This window comes from Streptomyces sp. NPDC054794, from assembly GCF_053611585.1.
Window position 1 is genome coordinate 274,008 of record NZ_JBSHAQ010000003.1, and the last position, 26,685, is coordinate 300,692.

Below are 26,685 nucleotides of genomic sequence, written 5' to 3' on the forward strand. Positions count from 1 at the left end.
GCCCGGACTACCAGGTGTAGTTCGGGTCGACGTGCATACAGGCCGTGGTGTCCGCGCCGTTGAGGGCGCTCGCCGACTCCGGCGTCCTGTCGTCGTCCGCCACGGCGACGTACTTGGTGCCGGAGCGCCAGTCCGCGCCGACCACGAGCGTGACCCCGGACACGTCAGTCGACTTCTTCACCTGGCCGGCCGGGATGCCCAGCGCCTTGGCGACCCGCCAGGCGTCGCCCTCCAGGTCGGCGCTCGGGTAGCGGACGACCGTCTTTTCCTCGCCGAGCTGCGCGGAGGGGTCCGCCACGGCCTTGTCGAAGCCCTTGCCGACGAGCAGCTGGGTGATCGCGCCCGCCCGGCCGGTGACGGCCACCCCGCTGTCGCCGCGCGTGCCGTTCCGCACCTGCACCGCGATCTCGCCGTCCGGCGCGGCCGGGTCCGTGGACGTCTTCGGCTTCGTGGTCTTCTTCTTGTCCTTGCCGTCCAGCGCGATGTCCTCGCGCACCAGCCGGAACAGCTTCGCGGCGTCGGCGGGCTTGGGCAGCACCCGGTTGCCGTCCGAGGAGTACACCCACGGCATCGTCGTCATGGTGATGCGCTTGGTGGGGACCTTCTTCAGCTCCGTGCTCAGGTCGTAGAGCTTCGCGACGGTGCCGAGACCGTCGTCCACCGTCAGCGCGTTGGTGGCCGTCTCGGCCAGCTTGCGCAGCTTGTTGGGGTTGCTGAGCGTGGCGTTGGCGCGCAACTGGCGGACCATCGAGTTCATGTACATGTGCTGCGCCTCGGTCCGGGCTATGTCGCTGCCGTCCTCGAACCCGTAGCGCGTGCGCAGCCACTGCAGGGCCTGCTTGCCCTTGATGGAGGTGGTGCCCTTCGTCAGCTTCAGGCCCGAACCGTGGCCGGAGGCGGTGTGCGAGTAGATGTTGGCGTCCACGCACACCGGTACGCCGCCGATCGCGTCGGCCATGGACACCACGCCGGCGAAGTCGACCATCATGAAGTGGTCGATGTGGATGTCGGTGAGCTTCTCCCAGGTGGCCACCGTGCAGCCGGGGCCGCCGCGGCCCAGGGAGTCGTTCGTCATCGCGAGCGAGGTGCTCGCCTCGTACACCTTGCCGCTGCCCGGGTCCGTGCACTTCGGTATCCGCAGCAGGGTGTCGCGCGGCATGCTGATCACCGACATGTTGGAGCGGTCCGCCGAGACGTGCACCAGCATCTGGACGTCGGCGCGGGGCGGCGTGCCGAAGGTGTCCTTGGCGCCGCCGAGCTTCTGGTTCTCCTCGGTGTTCCGCGCGTCGGAGCCGATGAGGAGGATGTTCAGCGGGGTCTGGCCCGCCGCGTTCGCCCTCGACGCGGCCGCCCTGTCCTTGGCGTCGCCGATGTTGAGGGCGTCCTTCTTGATGTTCGCGTTGAGGTGTTGGTAGTAGAGGTATCCGGCCCCGGCCGTGACGAGTATCACGACCGCCAGGATCGTCGCCGACCAGCGCAGGGCGCGGCGTCTGCGAGGTCTGTGGTCGTCGCCGGCGTCCTCGCGGCCACCGCGTCGCCCGCCGCCGTGCCGGCCACCGTCACCGTCGGCCGGGGAGTCCTGGCGGTGCCGCGTGGGGGACGTCGTGCCGCCGGTCGTGTCGCCGGTCGGGGGAGCCTCGCCCCGCACACTGCTTCGCACCACTGCCTGCCCTCCCACCCGCTCATGCCACTGGTGCCCGGCCTTCGGGCCCGGGCGTGCCCGCATTGTTCTGCAGACAGGTAAGAGTTACCTGTGCGCACGAAGACGCGGTTCGCCGGTGCCCGCACGGTGTGCGGGCACCGGCACCGGGTGTCCTAGGGAGAAGGCGCTACCACTGGTAGACCTTGTAGACGTCCATGCACTGCTTGGTGTCCGAGCCGTTGATGGCGTCGGAGTTGCTGGGCAGGTCGCCCGCCTTCGGCGCGGACTGCTTAGGATACGCCGCGCCCGTACGCCAGTCGGAGCCGACGACGACCGTGACACCTGACACATCGGTCGACTTCTGCACCGCGCTCAGCGGGATGCCCAGCGCCTTGGCGACGCGCTGCGCGTCCCCCTCCAACTCCGCGCTCGGGTACCGCACGACCGTCTTGTCCTCGGACAGGGCCGCCGTCCGGTCCGCCCCCGCCCCCGCGTAGCCCTTGCCGGCGAGCTCCTGGGCGATGGCGTTCGCCCGGCCGCCGACCGCGGGCTCGGTGGAGGTCCCGGTGGCGTTCTGCACCGTCACACCGAGCCGGCTCGCGTCGACCGAGGCGGGCTTGGCGGCCGGGCCCTTGCCGGTCTTCTTCGCGTCCGTGCCCTTGTCGTTCTTGCCGTTCTTGTCGAGCGGCACGTCGTCGCGGAGCATCTGCCACAGCTTGTCGGCGTTGGCGCCGTCCGGCACGACGTGATCGCGGTTCCGCGCGTCCTCGACGTTCGGCATCGTCACCGAGGTGATGCGGTCCGTCGGCACCGACTTGAGCTCCATGCCCAGGTCGTAGAGCTTCTTGACCGTGCCGATCTCCTCGGAGACCTTCAGCGAGCTGGTGGCCGCCTCGGCGAGGTCCGTGAGCCGCCCGGTGTCGGTGAAGACGTTCTGCTTCTTCAGCGTGCGGATCATCGAGTTCAGGTACATGTGCTGGGCCCTGGCCCGCATCAGGTCACTGCCCCAGGCATGCCGTGTGCGCAGCCACTGCAGGGCCTTCTCGCCCTTGACCTTGTGCGTGCCCGCCGTCATCTTCAGTCCCGAGCCACCGCGCACCGTGGGCGTCGAGTGGTCCCACACGTTCTGCTTCACACAGACGTCGACGCCACCGATGGCGTCCGCCATGGACACCACGCCGGCGAAGTCGATCGTCATCCAGTGGTCGATGTAGACCCCGGTGAGGTTCTGCCAGGTGGCCAGCGTGCAGCCGGCCCCGCCACGGGCCAGCGTCGTGTTGATGATGTCGTCGGTCGCCGGGTACACCTTGCCGGTGTCCGGGTCCGTGCACTTGGGGATCTCGACCCGGGTGTCGCGCGGAATGCTCACCATCGCGGCGCTCTTGCGGTCCGCGGAGAGGTGGATGAGCATCTGCACGTCGGCCAGCGGCGGACTGCCGACGCTCTCCCGGTGTCCGCCGAGCTGCAGGTTCCGCGCGGAGTTACGGCTGTCGGAGCCGATCAGCAGGATGTTCAGCGGCGTCTGGCCGGCCGCGTTGGGCGCGGTCTTCGACGCCTTGGAGTCGCCGATGTCCCGACGGCCCTTTTGGATATTGCCGTTGAGGTGCTGGTAGTACAGGTATCCGGCGCCGGCCGTGCCGAGTATCAGCACCGACAGCACGGTCGCCGACCAGCGCAACGCGCGCCGTCTGCGCCGTGGGCCGTCACCCTTCGAGCCGCCTCTGCGCCGCCCGCCTCCGCCGTGCCGGCCCTGTCCGTCGGACGTACTCGGCCCCTGCGGCGTGAGTGACATCGTGTCCTCCACCGCAGGAACCTCCCCCCGCACACTGCTCTGCGCCAACGACCTGCCCTCCCCACCGTGCGCCTGACAACGGGCCCCTCCCGCGTCCGGTTAGACGCACGAGGGGCCCGTTGGGTTACCTACGAGGCGCACTTCACCTTGTCCGCAGTTGACTTGTCGACCTCCGGCGCCTTCGACGGAGCGGTGAGGGACACGCCCGCACCCTTGAAGTCCTTGCCCAGAGTCAGCGTCATCGCCGGTAGCCCCTGGGAGTTGGTCACGCTCTTGCCGGGCTTCATCGCGGATCCGGACAGACCCATGATCGCGGCCAGCCTGCGTGCCTGGGCCGCCTGGTCGGGCCCGTACTCCAGCGTGGTCTTGCCCAGTGCCGCCGGGGCGTTGCCCGCGTTCTCCGACTTGAGCACACCCTCGTCGTTCTGCAGCCACTGGAGGGTCTCCTGCGCGCTGCCGGCCGGGGCGCCGCCGTTGAGGATCCGCACCCGGACCTCGGAGGCCGCGGCCTTGGTGCCCTTGAGCCGGGCGGCCTGGGCGTCCTTCTGGGCCTTCTGCTTCTTCTTCACCTGGGTGAAGGAGACGTCGTTCTTGATCGCGTCGAAGACCTCGGGTGCCGTGGTCTGGTTGACGACGACGGTCGCGTGGATCTTCTCCGCCGGGTTGTCGATCACCGGCACCGTCAGGAAGCTGATGTTCTTGGTCGGCACCTTCTTCAGCTCCAGGGCCACGTCCTTGAGCGTGCTGACCTTGCCGATGCCGGTGTCCACGGTCAGCGCCTTGGTGGCGGCCTCGGCCAGCTGCACGAGCTTGGTCGGGTCGGTCAGGGTGTCGCCGGAGGACATCTTGCGCATCAGCGAACTCAGGAACTGCTGCTGCACCTTGATCCGGTCGAGGTCGCCCTGGTTGCCGAAGCTGTGCCGGGTGCGGACGAAGGCGAGGGCCTGCTCGCCCTCCACGACCGACTTGCCCGCGGGCAGTTTGAGGTGCGACTGCTTGTCGTTGACGGGGTGCGCGAGGCAGACCTGCACACCGCCCACCGCGGACGTCAGCGTCTTCACCGCGTTGAAGTCCGCCATCATGAAGTGGTCCACGTGGATGCCGGTGACCTCTTCGACGGTGCGCATCGTGCAGCCCGGGTCGCGGCCGTCCTGGCCCAGGCTGGTGTTGAAGCGGACGTTCCGTGTGCCCGGGATGACCTTGTCGGTGCCGTCCTCCTGCTTCGTCGGGCAGTCCGGCACGTTCACGATCAGGTCGCGCGGGATGCTCATCGCGGTGGCGTTCGTCCGGTCCTTGGCGACGTGCAGCAGGATGTTGGTGTCGGCGTGCCCGACGCTGCCCTGGTCGCCGTAGCCCTCGTTGCCCTTGCCGGTGCGCTTGTCGGTGCCGATGATCAGGATGTTGAAGGCCTCGTCCTTGCTGAACCCCTTCGAGCCCGCGTCACCGACGTCCGTCGTGGTGACGTTGCCCTCCAGGTGCTTGAGGTAGAGGTAGGCGGTCGCGCACGCGGCGAGCAGCACGAACGCCATGGTGCCGCCGGTCCACATCAGGACCTTCTTGACCTTCGACTTCTTCTTCACCGGCCGCCGGTTGCGGCGCCCCGGCAATGGCTCGGGCTCGCCGCGGCGCCTGCGCTGCGGCGGCACGTCACCGTCGGGCGACTCACGAGTCTCCCGGCCCGGCGCCTGGCGCCCCTCCCGCCCCGGCGCGCCGGCCCGGTCCCGCGGCCCGCCACCGGGACGGCCCGAGCCGCGTGTTCCGGATCTACGGGGACCGGGTACCGCCGACTGCGGTGTGGAAGGGCTCAGTCGCAGTTCGTATTCGCCTGTGTTCGGATTGAGCACCCACTGGTCTGCGGGATCGATGTTGTCCGCCCGCCCACGGCTTTGCGCGTCCACGGTTGTCCGAATCCTCCGTCGGGGCCACGCGGCGCCTTCCCCCCTCAAAGGCGCTCGGGTCTCGGTCAATCAGTGCACGGCCCCAAGAAGGTTCTCGTGGTTGGGTGCACCGGGTCGCTCACACTATCCGCCCAGTTCAGCGTCAAGCGACGGCGGTGACAAATTCCACGTCCCTACAACCGGGCAATCCGCCGCATTTTCCTGAAGCGAAGTTCGCGGCCTTGGCGCGTGCTTTACTCGCAGCTGTCCTCGGCGGCCGTGTTTCCGCGGAACGTGGGAGCGGCGGAGGGGGTGTCGGAAGCGTCCCCGTTGCTATCCGAATTACCACTCTTTGTTGTCGATTCCCCTGGAATCGACTTGGCGATCGTCACCGGCTTGTCGGCGCGCAGCAGCGCGAACAGCTTCTCCGCCTCGGGCTCCACGAGTTGATCGCGATTGAGGTCGTAGACGTACGACTCCCGCGGAACGGTCAAGAACTGCACATGTTCGGTGGGGATGTCTCGCAGCCCGCGCACCAGTTGGTACAAACCGCGCAAACTCGCCAGTTCCGGATCGGTGGTGAGCGCCGACGTGGCCGCGTCCAGGACGGGATAGAGCTTCACCGGGTTCAGCAGGACATCACCGCTGCGCACCTTGTTGACCAGTGCCCCGAGGAACTGCTGCTGCCGGTCCATCCGGTCAGTGTCGCTGCCGTTGCCGAGCGACTTGCGGACCCTGACGTAACCGAGCGCCTGCTCTCCGTCGAGGGTGACCCGGCCCGCGGGCAGCTTCAGCTTGGCCGCCTTGTCGTCGATGGGCTCCTTCAGGCACACCTGCACGCCGTCGACGGCGTCGACCATCTCCTTGAACCCGTGGAAGTCCACGACGACGTGGTGATCGATCCGAACGCCGGTCAGCTTCTCGACGGTACGGATGGTGCAGGCCGAACCACCCATCGCGAAGGCGTAGTTGAACATCGTGAAGGTCGGCGCGGTACGGCGGCCGTCCGCCCGCAGGCAGCCCGGCACGTCCACCATCAGATCGCGGGGGATGGACACGGCGGTCGCGCTGCGCCGGTCGTGCGCCAGATGCAGCAGGATCGTGGTGTCGGACCGCTCGCTGCCGAGGTCCTTGCCGTACTTCCCGTTGCCGTCCCCCGCCCGGGTGTCGGACCCGATCAGCAGGATGTTCTGCGCGCCGTGCACCAGGGCGGTGGGCCGCTCCCGCTCGTACCGGGCGAGCTCGGCCGCCGCCGCTTCGTCGGGCGTGATGTTGGCGCTGAGCTTCGCGTACACGGCCCAGCCGCCGCCGGCGGCCGCGAGCACCAGGACGCCCAGGCCCAGGGCCGCGCCCCGCACCCAGCGTCGTCGGCGCCTGCGTATGAGCCCGTCGCCGGTGGCTGAGGCACCCGCGCCGGGACCGAGGGTGCCTCCAGAAGGCGTACCTGCGGTGTCGGTCACGTCTGGGCCACCCCTCATGGCGTACGAGCGTGTCGTCCTGCTCTTACGACCATGGCCCCGAGTGGGCGCCGAGGGCGGGCGGTGTTACTCCGATCGGGTGACAGTCAGTGCCGGGACGCGGTCACTCGTTCGCTCTCGATCCGCTTGGCCAGCGCGTCCTCGCCCAGCTCCTCCAGATGGCGGCACAGGACCACGGACCCCCCGACGGCCAGGGGCGCGTACAGCCCCGCGCTGAGGCCTTCCCAGGTGTCGTACGGCAGCCCCGACAGCAGCCGCGACCCGGGCCCCGTCAGGTCCAGCGAGGGCGCGTCGGCGCGCGCCCGCTCGACGACCTCGGCCCCCGTGTACTCCGCCCCGGCCACGATCAGGGCGGGCTCCTCGGGATCCACCGGCGCGAACGGCGCGAAGCGGTCGCCCTGGCTCGGCACCTCGACGGCGTAGTCCACGAAACCCTCCGGCGGCTGCGGGAAGCGCCCGCCCAGCGGCCGCAGCGCGAGGGCGACCCGCTCCCCGCGGCAGGCCCGCGCCGCCTCCAGCGAGTCCGGACCGCTGACCACGACGTCGGCCGCCGCCGGGTCGCCCGCCACGTCCGCGATCGCGCCCACCGACGAACACGCCAGGAGCCACACCGCCGTCTGCCAGTGCGCGGGCAGCAGCAGCGCGACCCGGTCGCCGGGCGCGGCCGCCAGATCGCCCTGCAGGAGGTTCGCCGTCTTGGCCACCCAATTGGCGAAGGTGGCCACGGACAGTTCGACGCGTTCGCCGGTGGCGTCGTCGTAGAAGGTCACCAGGGGGCGTCCGGGGTCCGCGGCGAGCGCGGAACGCAGCAGGCCGGCAGGGGTGCGATCGGTGGCATTCACCCGCGCAAGCGTACGCGGCGCCCATGCCGGGCACCGGGTGGCGGGGCCACCGGCTCGGACAGATCGGACAGAGGTGACAAGTACGGCTGCTCGCAGGCCCCGTGCGTCATTCGCGGTATCCACCGCTACCACGTGCGCAGGGGAAGCTCGGGCTCTACGGGGCCAATCCGCGAGGAAAGACATACCTGAAGTCCGACGGTGGCAATCTCTACCCAAAGGGGAAGAACGTACGACTGGGGTTCGCCACGGGTTCGCCACGGACTGCCCGGGCAAGCGGTTCTACGCCTGGCTCGTCTCGGCCCGTTCCACCGCGGCTCGCCACCAGGGGCGCCGAGGTCGGGGCGCGCGTTCACCGCCGTCGGGGGCAGCCGGGGGAAACCGCACGCGGATGTCGCGGAACACCGCGCGGCCATCGAGGGCGCCGTCGCACGGTCTGCATACACTGGCCGGCCGGAACACAGTTCGGCCGGTCCCGGCAGGAAGCAGAGACGACAGGTGACAGAAGCGATCCTCCTGGTCGGCGGCAAAGGCACCCGGCTGCGTCCGCTCACGGTGCACACTCCCAAGCCGATGGTTCCGGCGGCCGGAGTCCCGTTCCTCACGCACCAGTTGGCGCGGGCGAAGGCTGCCGGCGTGGACCACATCGTGCTCGCGACGAGCTATCTGGCGCAGGTCTTCGAGCCGTACTTCGGCGACGGCTCGGCGCTCGGCCTGCACATCGAGTACGTCACGGAGGACGAACCCCTCGGCACGGGCGGCGCGATCCGCAACGTGGCCTCCCGTCTCCACTCCGGTCCGGACGACCCCGTACTGATCTTCAACGGGGACATCCTCACCGGGCTGGACATCAGGGCGCTGGTGGACACGCACGAGTCGACGGGCGCGGACGTGTCCCTGCACCTCACGAAGGTCACGGACCCGCGCGCCTACGGCCTGGTCCCCACCGACGACACGGGCCGCGTCCTCGCCTTCCTGGAGAAGCCGCAGACGCCGGAGGAGATCGTCACCGACCAGATCAACGCCGGGGCGTACGTGTTCCGGCGTTCGGTCATCGACACGATCCCGTTCGGCCGCGCGGTGTCGGTGGAGCGCGAGACCTTCCCCGACCTGCTCTCGGCCGGGGCCCATCTGCAGGGCATGGTGGATTCGACGTACTGGCTGGACCTGGGCACCCCGGCGGCCTTCGTGCGCGGCTCGGCCGACCTGGTCCTGGGCCGGGCCCCGTCACCCGCCGTCCCCGGCCGCTGCGGCGACCGCCTCGTCCTGCCCACGGCCACGGTGGCCCCCGACGCCAAGCTGACCGGCGGCACGGTGGTCGGTGAGGGCGCGTTCGTCGCCGAGGGCGTCCGGGTCTTCGGCAGCACGATCCTGCCGGGCGCCGTGATCGGCCCCGGCGCCGTCATCACCGACTCCCTCATCGGCACCCGCGCCCGCGTCGGCGAACGCTCCGTCCTCACCGGCACGGTCATCGGCGACGGCGCGGTCGTCGGCGCCGACAACGAACTCCGCGAGGGCGTACGGGTGTGGTGCGACGCCCAAATCCCAGCGGGGGCGCTCCGCTTCTCTTCCGATCAGTAAAGGGTGGGTGATTGAGGGTCCGGTCCTTGGGGGCTGCGCCCCCAAACCCCCTGCCCCAGCCGTAGCTGCGGGCAATCGTGCCTCCCCCAAGCTCTTCGAGCAGGGGGGACCCCCAGGCGGCACGGGTGGGCGCAGCCGCGCCCCGTCAGCGCCGGGCTGCGCGACCCACCCCCGCCCAGCGGCAGCTCCGAGCACCCCCGAAGCCGACCCGAACGCGGCTCACAACCGGCCGATATCGCCGCGAGGCATCCGTGGGGCCCTCCGCGCCGGCGCTTTCCCGCTGAGCAGGATCAAGCGGGCCGCCCGATGCCGTTGCCCGGCATACGGCTCCAGCAGTTCCAGCATGAGGGAGTCGTCCGCGTGCCGGTCCCCGGCGAGCGCCCACCCCACGATCCCCGGCAGATGCAGGTCCCCGACGGTCACCGCGTCCGGCGCCCCATGACTGCGCTGCACGGTCTCCGCCGACGTCCAGGGGCCGATCCCCGGCACGACCTCCAACCGCGCCTGCGCCTGCGCCGGCTCCATCCGGACCGCCTCCTCAAGCCGCGCGGCGACCCGCACGGCCCGCAGGATCGTCGACGCCCGCTTGTTGTCGACGCCGGCCCGATGCCACTCCCAGGACGGAATCAGCGCCCAGGTCCGCGGCTCGGGCATCACCCACAGCCGCCCGTCCACGGGCCCCGGGGCGGGCTCCCCGAACTTCCGCACCAGCAGCCGCCAGGCCCGGTACGCCTCGTCGGTCGTGACCTTCTGCTCCAGGATCGAGGGGATCAGCGACTCCAGCACCAGCCCGGTCCGCGTCAGCCTGAGTCCCGGTCGGCGATGCCGGGCCAGTGCCACCAGCCGGTGCCGCGGCGCGAACGCGTCGGGATCGTCGGCGGCGCCCAGCAGGTCCGGCAGCCCCTCCAGCAGCCACTGCGCCCCCGGCCCCCATGCCTGCGCGCGCACCTCACCGCCGTACGCCGCGACCCGCAGCGTCCCCGGCCCGGCGGGCGTCCGGCTGGCCCGCCACACACTCCCGTCCGTCGTCGTACGGAACGTCGGATCCGCGGGTCCGCGCCGCAGCGGCCCGAGCACCAGCCCCAGGTCGAGCGGCCCCGCCGGCGCCCAGGTCCGTACCCGCCCCGGCGCCACGGCCTGCCGCGGCAGGCCCGGCGCCGCGGGCACGGCGACATGGCCACCGCGCACGGTCGTACGCGTGGGCCGCGGAGCGAAACGTCCTGACACGGATGAGATCCCAGGGATGCCGGAGCGGAGTGGTGCCGGAGCGGTAGGAGGTGACCGAGGCGAGCGAGGTGAACGAGGTGAGCGGGGCGAGCCACGAGGTTCGCCCTTCGAGCCTAGGGGGTCGTACGCCCCGGCGGCGCCACCTCACGCCCCCTCGCGTCACCTCACTTCGATGAAGGCCCCGGCCTCGCGCGGCGGGCGTGGCCGCGGGTCCTCGGCCGGACGTCCGATCGCCACCGCCCCCATCGGATCCCAGTTCTTCGGCAGCCCGAGCGTCTCGCGCACCACGTCCCGGCAGAACATCGTCGACGACACCCACGCGGAACCGAGCTGTTCACCGGCCAGCGCGATCAGGAAGTTCTGCACTCCCGCGCCCGTGGCGACCACGAACATCTCCCGCTCGGCGCCGTCCCGCCGCGCGTCCCCGTAGGTGTGCGAGCCGTCCATGACGAGGCAGGGCACCGCCAGGTACGGCGCGTTGCGCAGCACGTCCCCGCGCCGGACCCGCTTGGCGATCGACTCCTCGCTCTTGCCGTCCCGGCGCAGGTCGGCGATCCAGGCGTCCCGCATGGCGTCCAGCAGCCGGGTCCGGGACTCCTGCGACTCCAGCAGCACGAACCGCCACGGCGTCGTGTGGTGCGGCGCCGGCGCGGTGACCGCCGCGGCCACCGCCCGCCGTACCGCTCCGGGGTCGACGGGCTCGTCGGTGAAGGCCCGCACGGTACGCCGCTGGGTCACCGCCTCCCGGACCGCCTCGGAGGTCCCGAGTCGGAACATGTCGGTGCGCGCGTCGCGCACCAGGGTCCGCGCTCCGTCCCCGTGCCCCTCGGCGACCAGGTGGGCCAGCCCGCGCACCACGGCGACCGGCCGCCCGGTCGCCTTGCCCTTGACGAGGTCGCCCGCGGCGGCGAGTTCGTCCGCCGTCGCGACGATCGTCGCGCTGAGCGGATTGCCGTGCGCGTCCGTGCCCCCGCGCAGATCGTCCAGCACGCTTACGCCCGCTGCGCCGATCGCGACGTCCGTGAGCCCCGTGCGCCAGGGGCGCCCGAAGGTGTCGGTGACGAGAACCCCGACGTGGACGCCGAGGGTGTCGCGCAGCCCGTCCCGGATCGCCCGCGCGGACGCGTCCGGGTCCTCGGGCAGCAACAGCACCGTCCCCGCGGGGGTGTTGGAGGCGTCGACCCCGGCGGCGGCCATCACCAGACCCTGCCGGTTCTCGACGATCCTGAGTGCCCCGCGCCGCGCCACGACCCGTACGGTCTCGGCGTCGATCGCCGCCTCCCGGTCGGCCGCCTCGACGATCCGGCCCTCCGCCTTGGACACGATCTTCGAGGTGACGATCAGCACGTCCCCGTCGGTCAGTCCCGGCTCGGTGGCCGCGATCAGCTTGGCGAGGTCGTCGCCCGGCCGCACCTCGGGCAGCCCGTCCAGGGCCCAGACCCGGAATCCGCCCGCATCGCCCACACCGCTCGCCGCGGCGGCGTCTTCGGCCACCGCGCCGGCTGTCCCCTCGGTCACCCCGCCGCTCACGCTCCGCGCACCTCCTCCGCGAGCTCCAGCGCCTCGTGGGCCATCCGGGCGGTCGCGTCCAGGTCGGTCATCATCAGCGGCACGGCCCTGCAGCGGATGCCGGCCGCCTCGATCCGCTCGACCGTGCCCGCGTCCACGGTGTCGACCAGCCAGCCGTCGAGGAGCCCGGAGCCGTAGTGCTCGGCCACGGCCGCGGCGGTGGACTCGACGCCGACCGCTGCCAGCACCTTGTCGGCCATCCCGCGCACGGGCGCGTCCCCGACGATGGGGGAGAGGCCCACCACGGGCACGCCCGCCTCGGCGATCGCCTCCCGGATGCCCGGCACCGCGAGGATCGTGCCCACGGAGACGACGGGGTTGGACGGTGGGAAGAGGATCACGTCCGCCTCCGCGATGGCCTCCAGGACACCCGGCGCCGGCTTCGACAGCTCGGCGCCGACCGGCACGACCGCCTCGGCCGGGACGGAGGCCCGCAGCCTCACCCAGTACTCCTGGAAGTGGATCGCCTTGCGCTCCCCGTCGATCTCCACCGCGACGTGCGTCTCGACGCGGTCGTCGGTCATGGGGACGAGCTTGACGCCCGGCTTCCAGCGGTCGCACAGCGCCTCGGTCACCGCGCTCAGCGGATACCCGGCGCTCAGCATCTGCGTCCGCACGATGTGTGTGGCGAAGTCCCGGTCGCCGAGCCCGAACCACTCCGGGCCGACCCCGTACGCCGCGAGCTCCTCCTTGAGGTGGAAGGTCTCCTCGGCCCGCCCCCAGCCCTGCTCCTCGTTGATGCCGCCGCCGAGCGTGTACATCACCGTGTCGAGGTCCGGGCAGACCTTGAGCCCGAAGAGGTGGATGTCGTCGCCGGTGTTGCCGATGACCGTGACGTCCGCCTCCGGCGCGGCCTTCTTCAGACCGCGCAGGAACCGGGCACCACCGATGCCGCCTGCCAGAACCACAATGCGCATGGGAGAAGTCTGGCAGGCGGGTACGACAAAGCGTCAGGCAGTCACCGGACGCGGTTCACTGCGCGCCTCGCAGTGCGGGGTGGTGTGCATGGGCATCTCGGTCAGGCCCGGGTGGTACACGTGCAGGCTGACCGCCGGCTCCAGCGTGTCGTTGACGACCTCGTGCACATAGCCCGGGGCGAACACCCGCTGCGCGCCCGCTTCCAACGCGCGCGTGCCGCGCTCGGTGCGCTCGGCCAGCGTGCCCTCCAGGACGGTCAGGACACCGGAGGAGCGGCCGTGGTCGTGCGGCCCGCTGCCCTGCCCCGGCACCCAGGACAGCAGCCACACCTCGTAGCCGGGGCCCGTGCGCAGGCGGTGGTACCAGCGGGTGGTCGCGTCGTAGCGGACGAGGTGCTCCCACTGGGAGCGGTCGGCGGCGATGGCACGGGCCAGGCCCACGAACTCGGCGACGGTGGCCGGGTGCTCGCGCGGGGGCTGGAGAAGGTGCGGCACTTCGAGGATGTCGCCGGCGATCTGCAGGTCGTTGTCGCTGTTCATCGGGGTGTGAGGTTCCTCGGTGAAGAGTGGGGGGCTGGCGGGGGTGTCGCGTACCGTCCGCCCGGATCACGGGCAGGAGGGGCGCCCGGGATGAGGGCGGGAAGGGGACAGCAGCCGAGTCGGGATGGACTCAGAGGCAGCCGGAGCGCGCTTGGCTCAACAGCTGGAACAGCAACAACAGCTACAGCGAGCGTGGGCAGCACCGTGGGACCCGGCGGTGCGGGTCGAGGTGAGCGCCAAGTTCGCGAGCATGCCCACAAGGAGAGCGGTTCACACCCGCACTGTCAACTCGACGCCCGGAATGTGGGACATGTTTCACCTCATCCGGTTCATCTCCCTGATGAAAGGTTTGTTCATTCGTCCGCCGGGACACATCGCGCACATCCGGGCGCGCGGGCCTCGTTGGAACGCGATCGAACGCCAGGGCGTCCTTCTCCGTACAGGTCTGTGCGGAGTGGGTGCCCCCCACAGGGCTCGTTCTGCGTGTCAAGGTTTATGCCGATTTGAACACTTTCCGCACGGCCTTGGTTCCGCAGAGTGAATAACGGGCCCAATAGCAGATCCCGGCTTGACTCGCCCGGAGCAGCACACTTGTAATTTCACTCGTGTCGTTCAGCCCAAATCGGTATCGGCTGCGGCACGGGGACGCGAAAGACAGACGAGGGGCGCACATGACCGAGCTGGTGCAGCAACTGCTGGTCGACGACGCGGACGAGGAACTCGGCTGGCAGGAGCGCGCGCTGTGCGCCCAGACCGACCCCGAGTCCTTCTTCCCCGAGAAGGGCGGCTCGACCAGAGAGGCCAAGAAGGTCTGTCTCGCCTGCGAGGTCCGCTCCGAGTGCCTTGAGTACGCCCTCGCCAACGACGAGCGCTTCGGCATCTGGGGCGGCCTGTCGGAGCGCGAACGGCGCCGGCTGAAGAAGGCCGCCGTCTGACGGGGCGCGCCGGACCTTTCCGTACATACGTAACGAACGGCCCGTAGTCGGTGGGTTATCCACAGGCGGCGGGCCGTCGTCATGCCCAGCCGATAGTGTGGTCGCTCGTCCGAGACGTCCCGCTGCCCCCTCGGGGCACAGGTGTCCACCGCAGTCCATCGAACCGGGGCCCGTACCTCGATGTCCGTGCACAGCCATACGGCAGCCCATCAAGACCCCGCTGCCGCCCCTGAGTTCCCGCGTCACGTGGTGACGGCGGTCCTCGTCGCCCACGACGGCGCCCGCTGGCTGCCCGATGCGCTGGGCGGGCTGCTCGGCCAGGAGCGCCCCGTTCAGTACGCCGTGGCCGCCGACACCGGCAGCGCGGACGCCTCCGCCCAGCTGGTCACCGACGCGCTCGGCGCCGACCGCGTGCTGCACCTCGCCCGGCGCACCGGCTTCGGCCAGGCCGTCGAGGAGGCCATCCGCACGGCACCCGTCCTGACCCCGGACGAGCTGTCGTACCTCAAGCGCCCCAGTGGCTGGGACCCCGTCACGCGCACGTGGCGCGACGACGCCTACGACATGCCCGAGCTCCCGCACGGGGAGCCCGTCCAGTGGCTGTGGCTGCTGCACGACGACTGCGCCCCCGAACCCGACGCCCTCGCCCAGCTGCTGCGGGTCGTCGAGAACGAGAGGGAACTCGGCCGCGACGACGTGGCCGTCGTCGGCCCCAAGCTCCGCGGCTGGTACGACCGCCGGCAGCTCCTGGAGGTCGGCGTCACCATCGCCAACTCCGGCCGCCGCTGGACCGGCCTCGACCGCCGCGAACAGGACCAGGGCCAGCACGACCACGTACGGCCCGTGCTGTCCGTCTCCACCGCCGGCATGCTCATCCGGCGCGACGTCTTCGAGGAGCTAGGCGGCTTCGACCGCCGGCTGCCCCTGATGCGCGACGACGTCGACCTGTGCTGGCGCGCGCACGCGGCCGGCCACCGTGTCCTCGTCGCCCCGGAAGCGGTCGTACGACACGCCGAGGCCGCCTCCCGTGAGCGGCGCACCGTCGACTGCGTGAGCCGCACCGTGGCCTCCCCGCACAAGGTCGACAAGGCGGGCGCCGTCTACACCCTCCTCGTCAACACGCGTGCGGCGACGCTGCCCTGGGTGCTGCTGCGCCTCGTGCTCGGCACGCTCCTGAGGACCGTCGCCTACCTCGTCGGCAAGGTCCCCGGACAGGCCGTCGACGAGATCCGCGGCCTGCTGGGCACCCTGCTGCGGCCCGGACGGATCTTCGCCGGACGACGCAGGCGCGGCCGTCCGCAGATCGACAAGGACGAGCTGCGGCCCCTGTTCCCGCCGCCCGGCGCGACCGTGCGGGCCACCGTGGAACAGGTCGCCGGAAACCTCTTCGGCGGCTCCGACCCGGAGGTCTCCTCGGCCGGTCGGCACGGCGGCTCCGTCGAGTCCGGCCCCGGCGGCGACGACGCCGACTTCCTGGAGATCGAGCAGTTCGCCCGCCTCAAGCGCATCGCCCGCAAGCCCGGCCCGGTGCTCTTCCTGGTGCTGCTGCTCGTCTCGCTCGGTGCCTGCCGCGCACTCCTCGGCAGCGGCGCGCTCACCGGCGGCGCCCTACTGCCCGCCCCCGGCGACTCCGGCGAGCTGTGGTCCCGCTACCTGGACTCCTGGCATCCCGTGGGCGCCGGCGGCACCCCGTCCGCTCCGCCCTACCTCGCGATCGTGGCGATGCTCGCCTCCATGCTGTTCGGCTCGACCGGCCTCGCGGTCACGGTCCTGCTGATCGGCTCGGTGCCGCTCGCCGGATTCACCGCGTACTTCGCCTCCCGGCCGCTCGTCACCTCCCGCCTTCTGCGCGCGTGGGTGGCCGTCGCCTACGCCTTCCTGCCCGCCGCCACCGGCGCCCTCGCGGCCGGTCGCATCGGCACCGCCGTCCTCGCCGTGCTGCTGCCGCTGCTGGCCCGCGCGGGCATCGCCGCCGCCGGCCTCGCCCACGCCTCGCGCGCGCGCGGCAGCTGGCGCGCCACCTGGGCGTACGCGCTGCTGCTGACCCTCACGACCGCGTTCACGCCGATCGTGTGGCCCATCGCCCTGGTCCTCGGGATCGGCGTGCTGGCCGTGCGCCGCGCCGACCTCGTCGCCCACGGTCTGCGCTTCCTGGTCCAGCTGGGCATCCCGCTCCTGGTCCTCGCCCCCTGGTCGCTGACGCTGCTCCCGTTCGGCTTCTTCAAGGAGGCCGGTCTGGAGTACGGCTCCTCGGCCGCCTCCGCCCTCGACCTGCTCGGCGCCAGCCCGGGCGGCCCCGGCACCATGGACGGCCTGATGCTCATCGGCGTCGTCCTGGCCGCGCTGGCCGCGCTGATGCGCACGGAGCGGCAGTGGGCCGTCCGGACGGCATGGGCGGTCGCCCTGGTGGGCCTCGTCTTCGCCGTCCTGTCCAACAAGTCCACCTGGGCCGGACCCGCCACCCTCGTCTACGCCCTCGCCCTCCTGGCCGCCGCCGCGCTCGGTGCCGACGGGGCACGCGCGCGCGTGGCCGAGCAGAGCTTCGGCTGGCGCCAGCCGGTCGCTGCCCTGATCGCGTTCGCCTCCGCAGCCGGCCCGCTGCTCCTCGCCGCCGGCTGGATGATCCGCGGCGCCGACGGCCCGGTGGAGCGGCGCGACCCGGTGCAGGTGCCCGCCTTCGTCGCCGAGGAGAGCAACACCCGCGACCAGGCCCGCACCCTCGTCCTCGACAGCGACTCCGAGGCGCACGTGCGCTACACCCTCGTCCGCGGCTCCGGCGCCCGCATGGGCGACGCCGAACTCGCCGCCGCCGACGGTGAGAACAGCAAGCTCGACAAGGTCGTCGCCAACCTCGTCGCCGGCTCCGGCGCCGACCAGGTGAACCAGCTCGGCGGTTTCGCCGTGCGCTACGTCCTCGTCCACAAGGGCGCGCCCCGTGAGGTCAGCCGCGTCCTGGACGCCACGCCCGGCCTGTCCCGGCTCAGCCAGCAGGACGGCAGCGCGCTGTGGCGCATCGACCAACAGGTCTCCCGCGCCGCCATCGTGTCCGCCGCCGGCTCGGGCACCCCGCAGGCCGTCGCCGCCGGACCCGTCGAGATCCACACCACGATCCCGACCGGCTCCGACGGCCGGATCCTGCGCCTGGCCGACTCCGCCGCCCCGGGCTGGACCGCCACCCTGGACGGCAAGCCGCTCACCCGCACCACGGTCGACGGCTGGGCCCAGGGCTTCGAACTCCCCGCGACCGGCGGCAGGCTGGACGTCGCCTACGACGACCCGATGAGCCACACCGGCTGGCTGTGGGCGCAGGGCTCGCTCGCCGTCGTCCTGGTCGTGCTCGCCCTGCCCGGCAGGCGCCGCGACATCGACGACGACCTCCCGGAGGAGGAGCTGCCGGTGCCCGCCGAGGCCGCCGTCGGCGAGGGCCGCCGGGCCCGCCGCCTGCGCGCCCAGGCCGAGGCCGAGGCCGAGGGGGCCGCCGAGACGGACGAGTCCGGGCTCGACGCCATGCCTCCTCCTCCGCAGGAGGCACCCGCCGCGGTGCCGCACCAGGCGTCGTACGGCGAGTGGGACACGACCGGCTACGCGGGCGACGCGTACGGCGGCTACGGCGCCGACCAGTACCAGGACGCCGGGCAGTACCAGTCGGGCGGCTACGACCAGCAGGCGTACCAGGACCCGTACCAGAACGGCCAGAACGGGCAGTACGACCCGTACGCCTACGGCGGGCAGTCGCAGCAGGCGTCGTACGACCCGACGTACCAGCAGGGCTACGACCCCGCGTACGACCCGGCGCAGTCCCACCCCCACGGCACCGGCAGTGAGCGCCCCGACGGGAGCCAGCAGTGAAGCGCACCACCCTGTCCCTGATCGCCGGCACGGCCGCGCTCGCGGCCGTCACCGGCTTCGCCGCGGTGAGCAAGCCGGACACGTCCGGCACACACAGCGCCGAGGCGGCGGCCCAACTGCCCGTGGAGCGCACCAGCCTGCTGTGCCCGGCGCCGAGCCTCTCCGACATCGCCGAGACCTCGTACACGTCGTTCACGCCCGTCACGAGGGGCGCGGACGGCGGCGGCAAGGCCGAACTCCGGTCCGCCACGGAGGAGTCGACGCAGGCACCGGGCGGCTCCAAGGGTGGCAAGAGCGGCAAGAAGACGGCGCCCAAGTCCCTGGTGACCCCCAAGACGCCCGGTACGCCGGCCACCGGCGACAGCTCCGGCTCCGACACACCCGCGCTGGTCGGCACCGCCGAGGGGAAGTTCGCGCCCGGCTGGACGGTCCAGGAGACCACGGAGATCGCCGCCGGCACCGGCCGCGGCCTGCAGGGCGTCAACTGCACCGCCCCGGACACGGAGTTCTGGTTCCCGGGCGCCAGCACGGACGCCGCCCGCACCGACTACGTGCACCTCACCAACCCGGACGACGGCCCCGCCGTGGTGGACATCGAGCTCTACGGCAAGGACGGCGCGATCAAGTCCACGGTGGGGGAGGGCATCACGGTCCAGCCGCACTCCAGCGAGCCGGTCCTGCTGTCCACGCTCGCCGCCGCGCGGGAGACCAACCTGACCGTGCACGTCAGCGTCCGCAGCGGGCGGGTCGGCGCGGCCGTGCAGGCCCTGGACGACAAGCTCGGCGGTGACTGGCTCGCGGCTTCCGCCGATCCAGCCGGCGACCTGGTCCTGCCCGGTATCCCGAAGGACGCCACGTCCGTCCGTCTGATCGCCTTCACCCCCGGGGACGCCGACGCGGACCTGAAGGTCCGCCTGGCCTCCCCGGGCGGCCAGATCACCCCCGCCGGGAACGAGACGCTGCACGTGAAGTCGGGCATGACCACGGCGGCGGACCTGGGCGACGTCACCCGGGGCGAGGCGGGCTCCCTGATCCTGAGCCCCAGCGGCCGATCCGTCCCCGTCGTGGCGGCGCTGCGGGTCGTCCGTGGCAAGGGCGCGAACCAGGAGACGGCCTTCATTCCCGCCACCGCCCCCGTCGGCACGCGCGCGACCTCCGCCGACAACAGCGCCAAGGGCACGACCCTCTCCCTCACGGCCCCCACCGGCGCCGCGAAGGTCAAGGTCACGGCGTCGGCGGGCAGCGAGGGCGGCCAGCCGGTCTCGAAGACCTACACGATCAAGTCCGGCACCACCCAGAACATCGACGCCCCGGTGCCGTCCGGCCTGAAGGGCACGTACGCCCTGACGGTGGAACCGCTCGACGGCGCCCCGGTCTACGCTGCCCGCACCCTCTCCGCCACCGAGAACGGCGTCCCCGGCTTCACCATCCAGACGCTCCCGGACGACCGCGGCACGGTGGCCGTACCGCAGGCGGACCAGGACCTGTCGATCCTGCAGCGATAGCGCTCGGCGCGGCCGTCCACGGGCTTCCGGGGGCTTCCGGGGGCGGCCGCGCGGCCCGCGCTCAGTCCTCCCCGTACCGGGGATCCACCGTCTCGGGGGTGAGCCCCAGCAGCTCGGCCACCTGCTCGACGACCACCTCGTGCACCAGCGCCGCGCGCTCGTCCCGCCCCTTCGTGCGGATCTCGACGGGCCGCCGGTACACCACGACCCGGGCCCGGTGTCCGTCGCGCGCGGAAATCGTCCCCCCGAGCGGTACGGCCTCGTCGCTCCACACGTCTTCCGGCCGCCCCTCCAGGCGCGGTACCTCCAGCACCAGGAAGTCGATGTCGGCCAGCTGCGGCCACCGCCGCTCCAGACGTTCCACGGAGTCCTGCACCAGGTCCGCGAACGCCTCGGCACGGCTCGCCGCGAGTGGCACCTGGGGCGGCGCGATCGGTCCGCGCATGCCCCGCCCGTGGCGATCACGACGACGAGGCCCGGGGCCGGCGGCACGGGGCGGTACACGGTTGTCCATCACCGGTGAAGCGTAGTCCTCGCACGGCTCGGCCGCCCGACCTCCATGCGGCAACCAGGCATGTCGCGGGATGACCATTCCAGCCAACGTTGGGCTCGTTTCCGTATCTCTCCAAGACCGTCGAGCTCAAGGCATTTGACGCTGTTTGTACCGAGTGCTGACCGGAAGCGGACCCGCCCCAGGTCCGGCGGAGGGTCGTCCATGCAGGTCAGAGAGGTGCGTTCCGAAGGGTGTGTGCGGCGTCTCACCACACGACACGGTGGAGTGACCTGGTGGAGAGTCGTCGCGGCCCGCTCAAGAGTGCGGTACCGTCCATCGTCGTGAGCCCTGTACGTCGCTGTTCGCGCACCGCTTGCGGCCGACCCGCCGTCGCGACGCTGACGTACGTCTACGCCGACTCGACCGCGGTCCTCGGCCCGCTCGCCACCTACGCCGAACCCCACTGCTACGACCTGTGCGCCGAACACTCCGAGCGCCTCACCGCCCCGCGCGGCTGGGAGGTCGTCCGCCTCCTCGACGGCTCCGCGCCGGCCCGGCCCACCGGGGACGACCTGGAAGCGCTCGCCAACGCCGTGCGCGAGGCGGCCCGCCCCCAGGAGCGCGCGGCCGAGGCCGGCGGCGGGGGACGCGGTGCGGACCCCATGGAGGTCGCCCGCCGCGGCCACCTGCGGGTGCTGCGCTCACCGGACAACTGAGCGACCCCTCCCTCTCGCGTGTGACACGCTCCTTCCGCGTTCCCGCGGGCGGGACGTCCTCCCTCCCGCTGGCGACGTGCCCTTCACGCGCGCGTGTCCCGCTGTACGAAGCCGGCCGCCGGGCCCGGGTCCCGGGTGCCGCGCCAGACCTGACGTTACGGCTCGGAGTCCACAGGGTGTCCGCCCAGCGGGGGGCCGGCCGGGGCGGGTAGTTTGTGGCGACCGATAGGACTTTCAGGAGGGCTGGCCGTGGCTGCTGATCTGTCGCAGATCGTGAAGGCGTACGACGTACGCGGAGTGGTCCCGGACCAGTGGGACGAGCCGCTGGCCGAACTCTTCGGCGCGGCCTTCGTCCAGGTGACCGGCGCGACCGCGATCGTGATCGGCCACGACATGCGACCCTCCTCGCCCGGCCTGTCCCGGGCCTTCGCGCGCGGCGCGGCCGCACGCGGCGTCGACGTCACGGAGATCGGCCTGTGCTCGACGGACCAGCTGTACTACGCCTCGGGCGCCCTGGGCCTGCCGGGCGCCATGTTCACGGCCTCGCACAACCCCGCGCAGTACAACGGCATCAAGCTGTGCCGTGCGGGCGCGGCCCCGGTCGGGCAGGACACCGGCCTCGCCGAGATCCGTGAACTGGCCGAGCGGTGGCTGGAGTCGGGCGCCCCGGAGCCGGCCGCCGAGCCGGGAACGCTCAGCCGGCGCGACACGTTGGAGGATTACGCGGCGCACCTCCGCTCGCTCGTCGACCTGACCTCCATCCGCCCCCTGAAGGTCGTCGTCGACGCGGGCAACGGCATGGGCGGCCACACGGTCCCCACGGTCTTCGCCGGCCTGCCCCTCAACCTCGTCCCGATGTACTTCGAACTGGACGGCACGTTCCCGAACCACGAGGCGAACCCCCTCGACCCCGCCAACATCGTGGACCTGCAGAAGCGGGTCCGCGAGGAGGGCGCCGACCTCGGCATCGCCTTCGACGGCGACGCCGACCGCTGCTTCGTCGTCGACGAGCGGGGCGCTCCCGTGTCCCCGTCGGCGATCACCGCCCTGGTCGCCGCGCGCGAACTCGCCAGGAACGGCGGCGCGGGCACGGTCATCCACAACCTGATCACCTCGCGGTCGGTCGCCGAGGTCGTCCGGGAGAACGGCGGCACGCCGGTGCGCACCCGCGTCGGCCACTCCTTCATCAAGGCGGAGATGGCCGGGGCGGGCGCGATCTTCGGCGGTGAGCACTCGGCGCACTACTACTTCAAGGACTTCTGGAACGCCGACACGGGCATGCTCGCCGCCCTGCACGTCCTCGCGGCCCTGGGCGGCCAGGACGGCCCGCTGTCCGCCCTCGTCGCCCAGTACGACCGCTACGCCGGGTCCGGCGAGATCAACTCCACGGTCGCCGACCAGGCGGGCCGCCTCGCCGCGATCCGCTCCGCCTACGAGGGCCGCGGCGACGTCACCCTCGACGACCTGGACGGCCTCACCGTCTCCGCCGCCGACTGGTGGTTCAACGTCCGCCCCTCGAACACCGAGCCCCTCCTGCGCCTGAACGCCGAGGCCCGCGACGAGGCGACGATGAACAAGATCAGGGACGAGGCGCTCGCGATCATCCGCGGCTGACGCCGGCGCCGGGCCGCCCGAGACGGCCCGGCGCCCCGCCCCGGTTCGCCCAAGCCCTCCGCCCAGCTCCCCGCGGCGGTACGCTGACCAGGCACATCAGTGCACGCCGACACCCGCCCGAAGGGACACCCCATGCCGCTCGAAGCCGGCCTCCTGGAGATCCTCGCCTGCCCGGCCTGCCACGCTCCCCTCTCGGAGCAGGAGGCCGAGCTGATCTGCACCGGTCAGGACTGCGGCCTGGCCTACCCCGTCCGCGACGGCATCCCCGTCCTCCTGGTGGACGAGGCCCGCCGCCCCGTGTAAGCCCGCCGGCGCCTCGTACGACCACGAGGCCGCACCGCGCCCGGCGCGACGACGGGGCCACAGGGCCCCACGCAGGCACCCGCCCCACACAGACGAGCCGCCCCTCAAGGACCCCGGCGATCGGAGGCTGCCGCCCATGCTCGACGAAGCGCTGCTCGACACTCCGGAGGGCCTCGCCGAGGCCGACCAACGAGGCCTGCTCCGCGGCGCCGCGGAGGCGGGCGCCCGGGTCCGCACCGCGGCCCGGCACGCCGTCGAGGCCGGCGTCCAGGACCTCAAGCCGGACGGCCGCCCCCGGGCGGTCCTGATCGCCGGCCCCGGCGCCGCCGCCACGCACGCCGCCGACCTCCTCGGCACACTGGCCGGCGCCGGCAGCCCCGTCACCCGTCTGGCCCCCACCGGCGTCGCCCCGGCCGCCGGCGCCCTGCGCTGGGAACTCCCCGGCTGGGCCGGCTCCGTGGACCTGCTGCTGATCGCCACCCCGGACGGCACCGAGCCCAGCCTCGCCCTGCTCGCCGACCAGGCCTACCGGCGAGGCTGTTCGGTCGCCGCCGTGGCCCCGGCCGGCACCCCGCTGGCCGAGGCGGTCTCGGGTGCCCACGGCCTGTTCGTCCCGATGGCGACGGCTCCCTACGACCACGACGAGCCCCTCGCCGCGTCCTCCCCGGGCGTTCTGTGGGCGCTGCTCACGCCGCTCCTCGCGCTCCTGGACCGGGTCGGTCTGCTCGCCGCCCCGCCCGAGGCCCTGGAGCAGGTCGCCGACCGCCTCGACCACATCGCCGAGCGCTGCGGCCCGGCCATCGCGACCTACAGCAACCCCGCCAAGACACTCGCCGCCGAACTCGCCGACACGCTCCCGGTGATCTGGACGGAGGGCACCTCGGCCGGTGCCGCGGGCCGCCGTTTCGCCGCCGCCCTCGCCGAACTGGGCGGCCGCCCCGCCCTGGTCGAGGAACTCCCGCTGGCACTCGCCGCGCACAGCGCCCTGCTGGCGGGCTCGCTCGCCGCCAGCGCCGACCCCGACGACTTCTTCCGTGACCGCGTCGAGGAGGCCCCGGCGCTGCACGCGCGCGTGGTGCTGCTCCGCGACCGCCCCATCGGTGGCCTCACCGCCGCCCCGGCCGCCCGCGATCTGGCCCTCAGCCACGACACGCCGATCAGCGAGCTGGAGCCGGAGCCCGGCGACGAACTCGACACCCTCGCCGAGCTGATCGCCGTCACGGATTTCGCCGCCGTTTACCTGGCGCTCGCTTCGAGGGCGTGATCTGTACCACGACGCCCCGACCGTTCCGTGTGGCGCGGCGCGCCGGCCGAACTCCCGGCGAACCGGTGTCGTACGCAGAGAAAACCGGCAGAGAGAAGTACATGGACCGCCTTGAGAACACCGTCCGCCCCTACGCCTGGGGTTCTCCCACCGCCATCCCGCAGCTCCTCGGCGCAGAGCCGACCGGCGAGCCGCAGGCGGAGATGTGGATGGGCGCGCACCCGGGCGCTCCTTCGCGCACCGCGCGCGGGACGCTCGCCGAGGTGATCGACGCGGACCCGGAGCGCGAGCTGGGCGAGAAGACCGTGGCGAAGTTCGGTCCCCGGCTGCCCTTCCTGCTCAAGATCCTCGCCGCGGGCGCCCCGCTCTCCCTCCAGGTGCACCCCAACCTGGAGCAGGCCAGGGAGGGGTACGCGGACGAGGAGCGGCGCGGCATCCCCGTCGACGCCCCGCACCGCAACTACAAGGACGCCAACCACAAGCCCGAACTGATCTGCGCGCTCACGGAGTTCGACGGTCTGTGCGGCTTCCGCGATCCGCGGCAGATCGCCGACCTGCTCGACGGCCTCGGTGTCGACTCCCTCAAGCCGTACGTCGATCTGCTGCACGCGCGTCCCGAGGACGCGGCTCTGCGCGAGGTCCTCACCGCGATCCTCAGCGCCGACCCCGAGGAGATGGCTCACACGGTCGCCGAGGTCACGGCCGCCTGCACCCGCCTCGGCGGCGACTACGCCCCCTACGCCGAGATAGCCCACCACTACCCGGGCGACCCGGGCGTCATCGCCGCGATGCTCCTCAACCACGTCCGCCTGCAGCCCGGCGAGGCCCTGTTCCTCGGCGCCGGCATCCCGCACGCCTACCTGAACGGCCTCGGCGTCGAGATCATGGCCAACTCCGACAACGTCCTGCGCTGCGGCCTGACCCCCAAGCACGTCGACGTCCCGGAACTCCTGCGCATCGTCCGCTTCGAGGCCGGCGACCCCGGCGTCCTGCGCCCCGAGGCGTCCTTCGAGGGCGAGGAGGTCTACGAGACCCCCATCGACGAGTTCCGGCTGTCCCGCTACACCCTGCCCGAGGGCGCCGCCGCCCACGACCTCACCCTCGCGACCCCGCAGATCCTGCTCTGCACGACGGGTTCCGTGCGGGCGGGCGAGCACCGGCTGACCCCCGGCCAGTCGGTCTTCGTCCCGGCGGGCGAGGAGGCCGAGGTGACCGGAGCGGGCACGGTCTTCCGGGCCACCGTGATTGTCTGACCGGGCTTGTGGATACCTGAAGCGGCGTCGCCGGGAAGGGCTGCAACAATGGCCCACCGGCAAAGGGCGGGCAAAGCCGAAGGCACGGGCCCGGTCGGCGGCGTAGACGGATGTAGGCGAAGGGACAACGCGGACACATGAGCGCGTCAGGCGGCACCAGGGCGATCGTGGCGGCACTCGGCGCCAACCTCGCGATCGCGGCATCGAAGTTCGTGGCGTTCGCGTTCAGCGGTTCGTCGTCGATGCTCGCCGAGGGCGTCCACTCGGTCGCCGACTCCGGCAACCAGTTCCTGCTGCTCGTCGGCGGCAAGAAGGCCGAACGAGAGGCGACCCCGCAGCACCCCTTCGGCTACGGCCGCGAGCGCTACATCTACGCCTTCCTCGTCTCGATCGTCCTCTTCTCGGTCGGTGGCATGTTCGCCATCTACGAGGGCTACGAGAAGATCAACCACCCGCACGACATCGAGCACTGGTACTGGCCCGTGGGCGTCCTCGTCTTCGCGATCATCGCCGAGGGCTTCTCCTTCCGCACCGCCATAAAGGAATCCAACGAGCTGCGCGGCAAGCTCTCCTGGGCACAGTTCATCCGCCGCGCCAAGGCCCCCGAGCTGCCGGTCGTCCTCCTGGAGGACTTCGGCGCGCTGATCGGTCTGGTCCTCGCCCTCGGCGGCGTCGGCCTGTCCCTGCTCACCGGCGACGGCGTCTGGGACGGCATCGGCACCGTCTGCATCGGTGTCCTGCTCGTCGCGATCGCCCTCGTCCTCGCCGCCGAGACCAAGTCGCTGCTGCTCGGCGAGGCCGCCGGCCTCGACGTCGTCCAGCAGATCGAGGCCGCCATGGTCGACGGCGAGACCGTCACCCGCCTCATCCACATGCGCACGCTCCACCTCGGCCCGGAGGAGCTGCTGATCGCCGCCAAGATCGCCGTCCGGCACGACGACACGGCCGCCCAGGTCGCCAAGGCCATCAACGCCGCCGAGGCCCGCATCCGTGCCGCCGTCCCGATCGCCCGCGTGATCTACCTCGAACCGGACATCTACAGCGAGGCCGAAGCCGCCAAGGGCCCGGACCCGGCGGCCACCCCGGGCGGCCCGACGCCGCACCCGGCCGGACACTGAGTCCGTCCCCGACCCCTGTCACGCCCGTGGGGCCCGCCGAGCGAATCGGCGGGCCCCACGGCCGTTCTCGACGACCAACTGAACCGGCCACCGCCAGGGCGGCGCCGGCACGGCCATCCCCCGCCGCACCGCCCACGCCCCGAACCCCACCCCGAAACCGACCAGCACCAGCA

The 26,685-nt window shown here is 72.1% G+C and carries 20 protein-coding genes and 1 pseudogene; 11 read left to right on the forward strand and 10 right to left on the reverse strand.

Going from position 1 to position 26,685, the window contains the following annotated elements; genetic code table 11:
* Positions 1-7: 7 nt before the first annotated feature.
* The 5 genes from ACWGKT_RS04905 to ACWGKT_RS04925 form a co-directional block, all read right to left on the reverse strand.
* Positions 8-1,726, reverse strand: a complete 1,719-nt coding sequence (locus tag ACWGKT_RS04905) for an LCP family protein (protein WP_453272473.1) — start codon at positions 1,724-1,726, stop codon at positions 8-10.
* A gap of 103 nt (positions 1,727-1,829) precedes the next feature.
* A complete protein-coding gene (locus tag ACWGKT_RS04910) occupies positions 1,830-3,434 on the reverse strand; it encodes an LCP family protein (protein WP_453272474.1) in 1,605 nt (534 codons plus the stop codon).
* 128 nt (positions 3,435-3,562) lie between these two features.
* Positions 3,563-5,332 carry an LCP family protein gene (locus tag ACWGKT_RS04915; protein WP_453272475.1) on the reverse strand — a complete coding sequence of 590 codons (1,770 nt, stop codon included), beginning with the start codon at positions 5,330-5,332 and terminating at the stop codon, positions 3,563-3,565.
* A gap of 233 nt (positions 5,333-5,565) precedes the next feature.
* Positions 5,566-6,771: an LCP family protein gene (locus ACWGKT_RS04920; protein ID WP_453272476.1), complete on the reverse strand. Its 1,206-nt coding sequence runs from the start codon at positions 6,769-6,771 to the stop codon at positions 5,566-5,568.
* A gap of 104 nt (positions 6,772-6,875) precedes the next feature.
* Positions 6,876-7,631, reverse strand: a complete 756-nt coding sequence (locus tag ACWGKT_RS04925) for a TIGR03089 family protein (protein ID WP_453272477.1) — start codon at positions 7,629-7,631, stop codon at positions 6,876-6,878.
* 143 nt (positions 7,632-7,774) lie between these two features.
* Between ACWGKT_RS04925 and ACWGKT_RS04930 the strand changes: the two are divergent.
* A pseudogene (locus tag ACWGKT_RS04930) lies at positions 7,775-7,962 on the forward strand (N-acetylmuramoyl-L-alanine amidase); the annotation flags it as partial.
* A 164-nt stretch (positions 7,963-8,126) separates the two neighbouring features.
* A complete protein-coding gene (locus ACWGKT_RS04935) occupies positions 8,127-9,209 on the forward strand; it encodes a sugar phosphate nucleotidyltransferase (protein ID WP_453272478.1) in 1,083 nt (360 codons plus the stop codon).
* Positions 9,210-9,428: 219 nt separating this feature from the next.
* Here the strand turns inward: ACWGKT_RS04935 and ACWGKT_RS04940 are convergent, their stop codons facing one another.
* From ACWGKT_RS04940 to ACWGKT_RS04955, 4 genes are all read right to left on the reverse strand, one after another.
* Positions 9,429-10,436: a DNA-3-methyladenine glycosylase family protein gene (locus ACWGKT_RS04940; protein ID WP_453272479.1), complete on the reverse strand. Its 1,008-nt coding sequence runs from the start codon at positions 10,434-10,436 to the stop codon at positions 9,429-9,431.
* Positions 10,437-10,595: 159 nt separating this feature from the next.
* A complete protein-coding gene (locus ACWGKT_RS04945; RefSeq protein ID WP_453272495.1) occupies positions 10,596-11,930 on the reverse strand; it encodes a coenzyme F420-0:L-glutamate ligase in 1,335 nt (444 codons plus the stop codon).
* A 32-nt stretch (positions 11,931-11,962) separates the two neighbouring features.
* Positions 11,963-12,922, reverse strand: coding sequence for a 2-phospho-L-lactate transferase (gene cofD, locus ACWGKT_RS04950; protein ID WP_453272480.1), 960 nt, complete (start codon positions 12,920-12,922; stop codon positions 11,963-11,965).
* A gap of 33 nt (positions 12,923-12,955) precedes the next feature.
* The gene (locus ACWGKT_RS04955; RefSeq protein WP_356144336.1) at positions 12,956-13,462 is read right to left on the reverse strand and encodes a cysteine dioxygenase; all 507 of its coding nucleotides are present in this window, start codon (positions 13,460-13,462) and stop codon (positions 12,956-12,958) included.
* Positions 13,463-14,133: 671 nt separating this feature from the next.
* Between ACWGKT_RS04955 and ACWGKT_RS04960 the strand changes: the two genes are divergently transcribed.
* From ACWGKT_RS04960 to ACWGKT_RS04970, 3 genes are all read left to right on the forward strand, one after another.
* Positions 14,134-14,397: a WhiB family transcriptional regulator gene (locus ACWGKT_RS04960; RefSeq protein WP_003975777.1), complete on the forward strand. Its 264-nt coding sequence runs from the start codon at positions 14,134-14,136 to the stop codon at positions 14,395-14,397.
* A gap of 180 nt (positions 14,398-14,577) precedes the next feature.
* Positions 14,578-18,246: a glycosyltransferase family 2 protein gene (locus tag ACWGKT_RS04965; RefSeq protein ID WP_453272481.1), complete on the forward strand. Its 3,669-nt coding sequence runs from the start codon at positions 14,578-14,580 to the stop codon at positions 18,244-18,246.
* Positions 18,243-19,751, forward strand: a complete 1,509-nt coding sequence (locus tag ACWGKT_RS04970; protein ID WP_453272482.1) for a DUF5719 family protein — start codon at positions 18,243-18,245, stop codon at positions 19,749-19,751. Before ACWGKT_RS04965 ends, ACWGKT_RS04970 begins: the two co-directional genes overlap by 4 nt.
* Before the next feature lie 61 nt (positions 19,752-19,812).
* Here the strand turns inward: ACWGKT_RS04970 and ACWGKT_RS04975 are convergent, their stop codons facing one another.
* Complete coding sequence (locus tag ACWGKT_RS04975) at positions 19,813-20,265, reverse strand: metallopeptidase family protein (protein ID WP_235458240.1); 453 nt, start codon at positions 20,263-20,265, stop codon at positions 19,813-19,815.
* A gap of 272 nt (positions 20,266-20,537) precedes the next feature.
* On the opposite strand from ACWGKT_RS04975, the gene ACWGKT_RS04980 reads away from it, so the two are divergent.
* From ACWGKT_RS04980 to ACWGKT_RS05005, 6 genes are all read left to right on the forward strand, one after another.
* Entirely contained in the window at positions 20,538-20,960 is a 423-nt protein-coding gene (locus ACWGKT_RS04980; protein ID WP_235458229.1) for a DUF3499 domain-containing protein, read from the forward strand.
* Positions 20,961-21,209: 249 nt separating this feature from the next.
* Complete coding sequence (locus ACWGKT_RS04985; protein ID WP_356144342.1) at positions 21,210-22,574, forward strand: phosphomannomutase/phosphoglucomutase; 1,365 nt, start codon at positions 21,210-21,212, stop codon at positions 22,572-22,574.
* 132 nt (positions 22,575-22,706) lie between these two features.
* Positions 22,707-22,877, forward strand: a complete 171-nt coding sequence (locus ACWGKT_RS04990) for a Trm112 family protein (protein ID WP_356144344.1) — start codon at positions 22,707-22,709, stop codon at positions 22,875-22,877.
* A 136-nt stretch (positions 22,878-23,013) separates the two neighbouring features.
* Positions 23,014-24,141: an SIS domain-containing protein gene (locus tag ACWGKT_RS04995; RefSeq protein ID WP_453272483.1), complete on the forward strand. Its 1,128-nt coding sequence runs from the start codon at positions 23,014-23,016 to the stop codon at positions 24,139-24,141.
* Between the two features lie 101 nt (positions 24,142-24,242).
* Positions 24,243-25,394 (forward strand): mannose-6-phosphate isomerase, class I, encoded by a 1,152-nt coding sequence (manA, locus tag ACWGKT_RS05000; RefSeq protein WP_453272484.1) that lies wholly within the window; start codon positions 24,243-24,245, stop codon positions 25,392-25,394.
* Between the two features lie 137 nt (positions 25,395-25,531).
* Positions 25,532-26,512, forward strand: coding sequence for a cation diffusion facilitator family transporter (locus ACWGKT_RS05005; protein ID WP_356144350.1), 981 nt, complete (start codon positions 25,532-25,534; stop codon positions 26,510-26,512).
* Positions 26,513-26,685 lie beyond the last annotated feature (173 nt).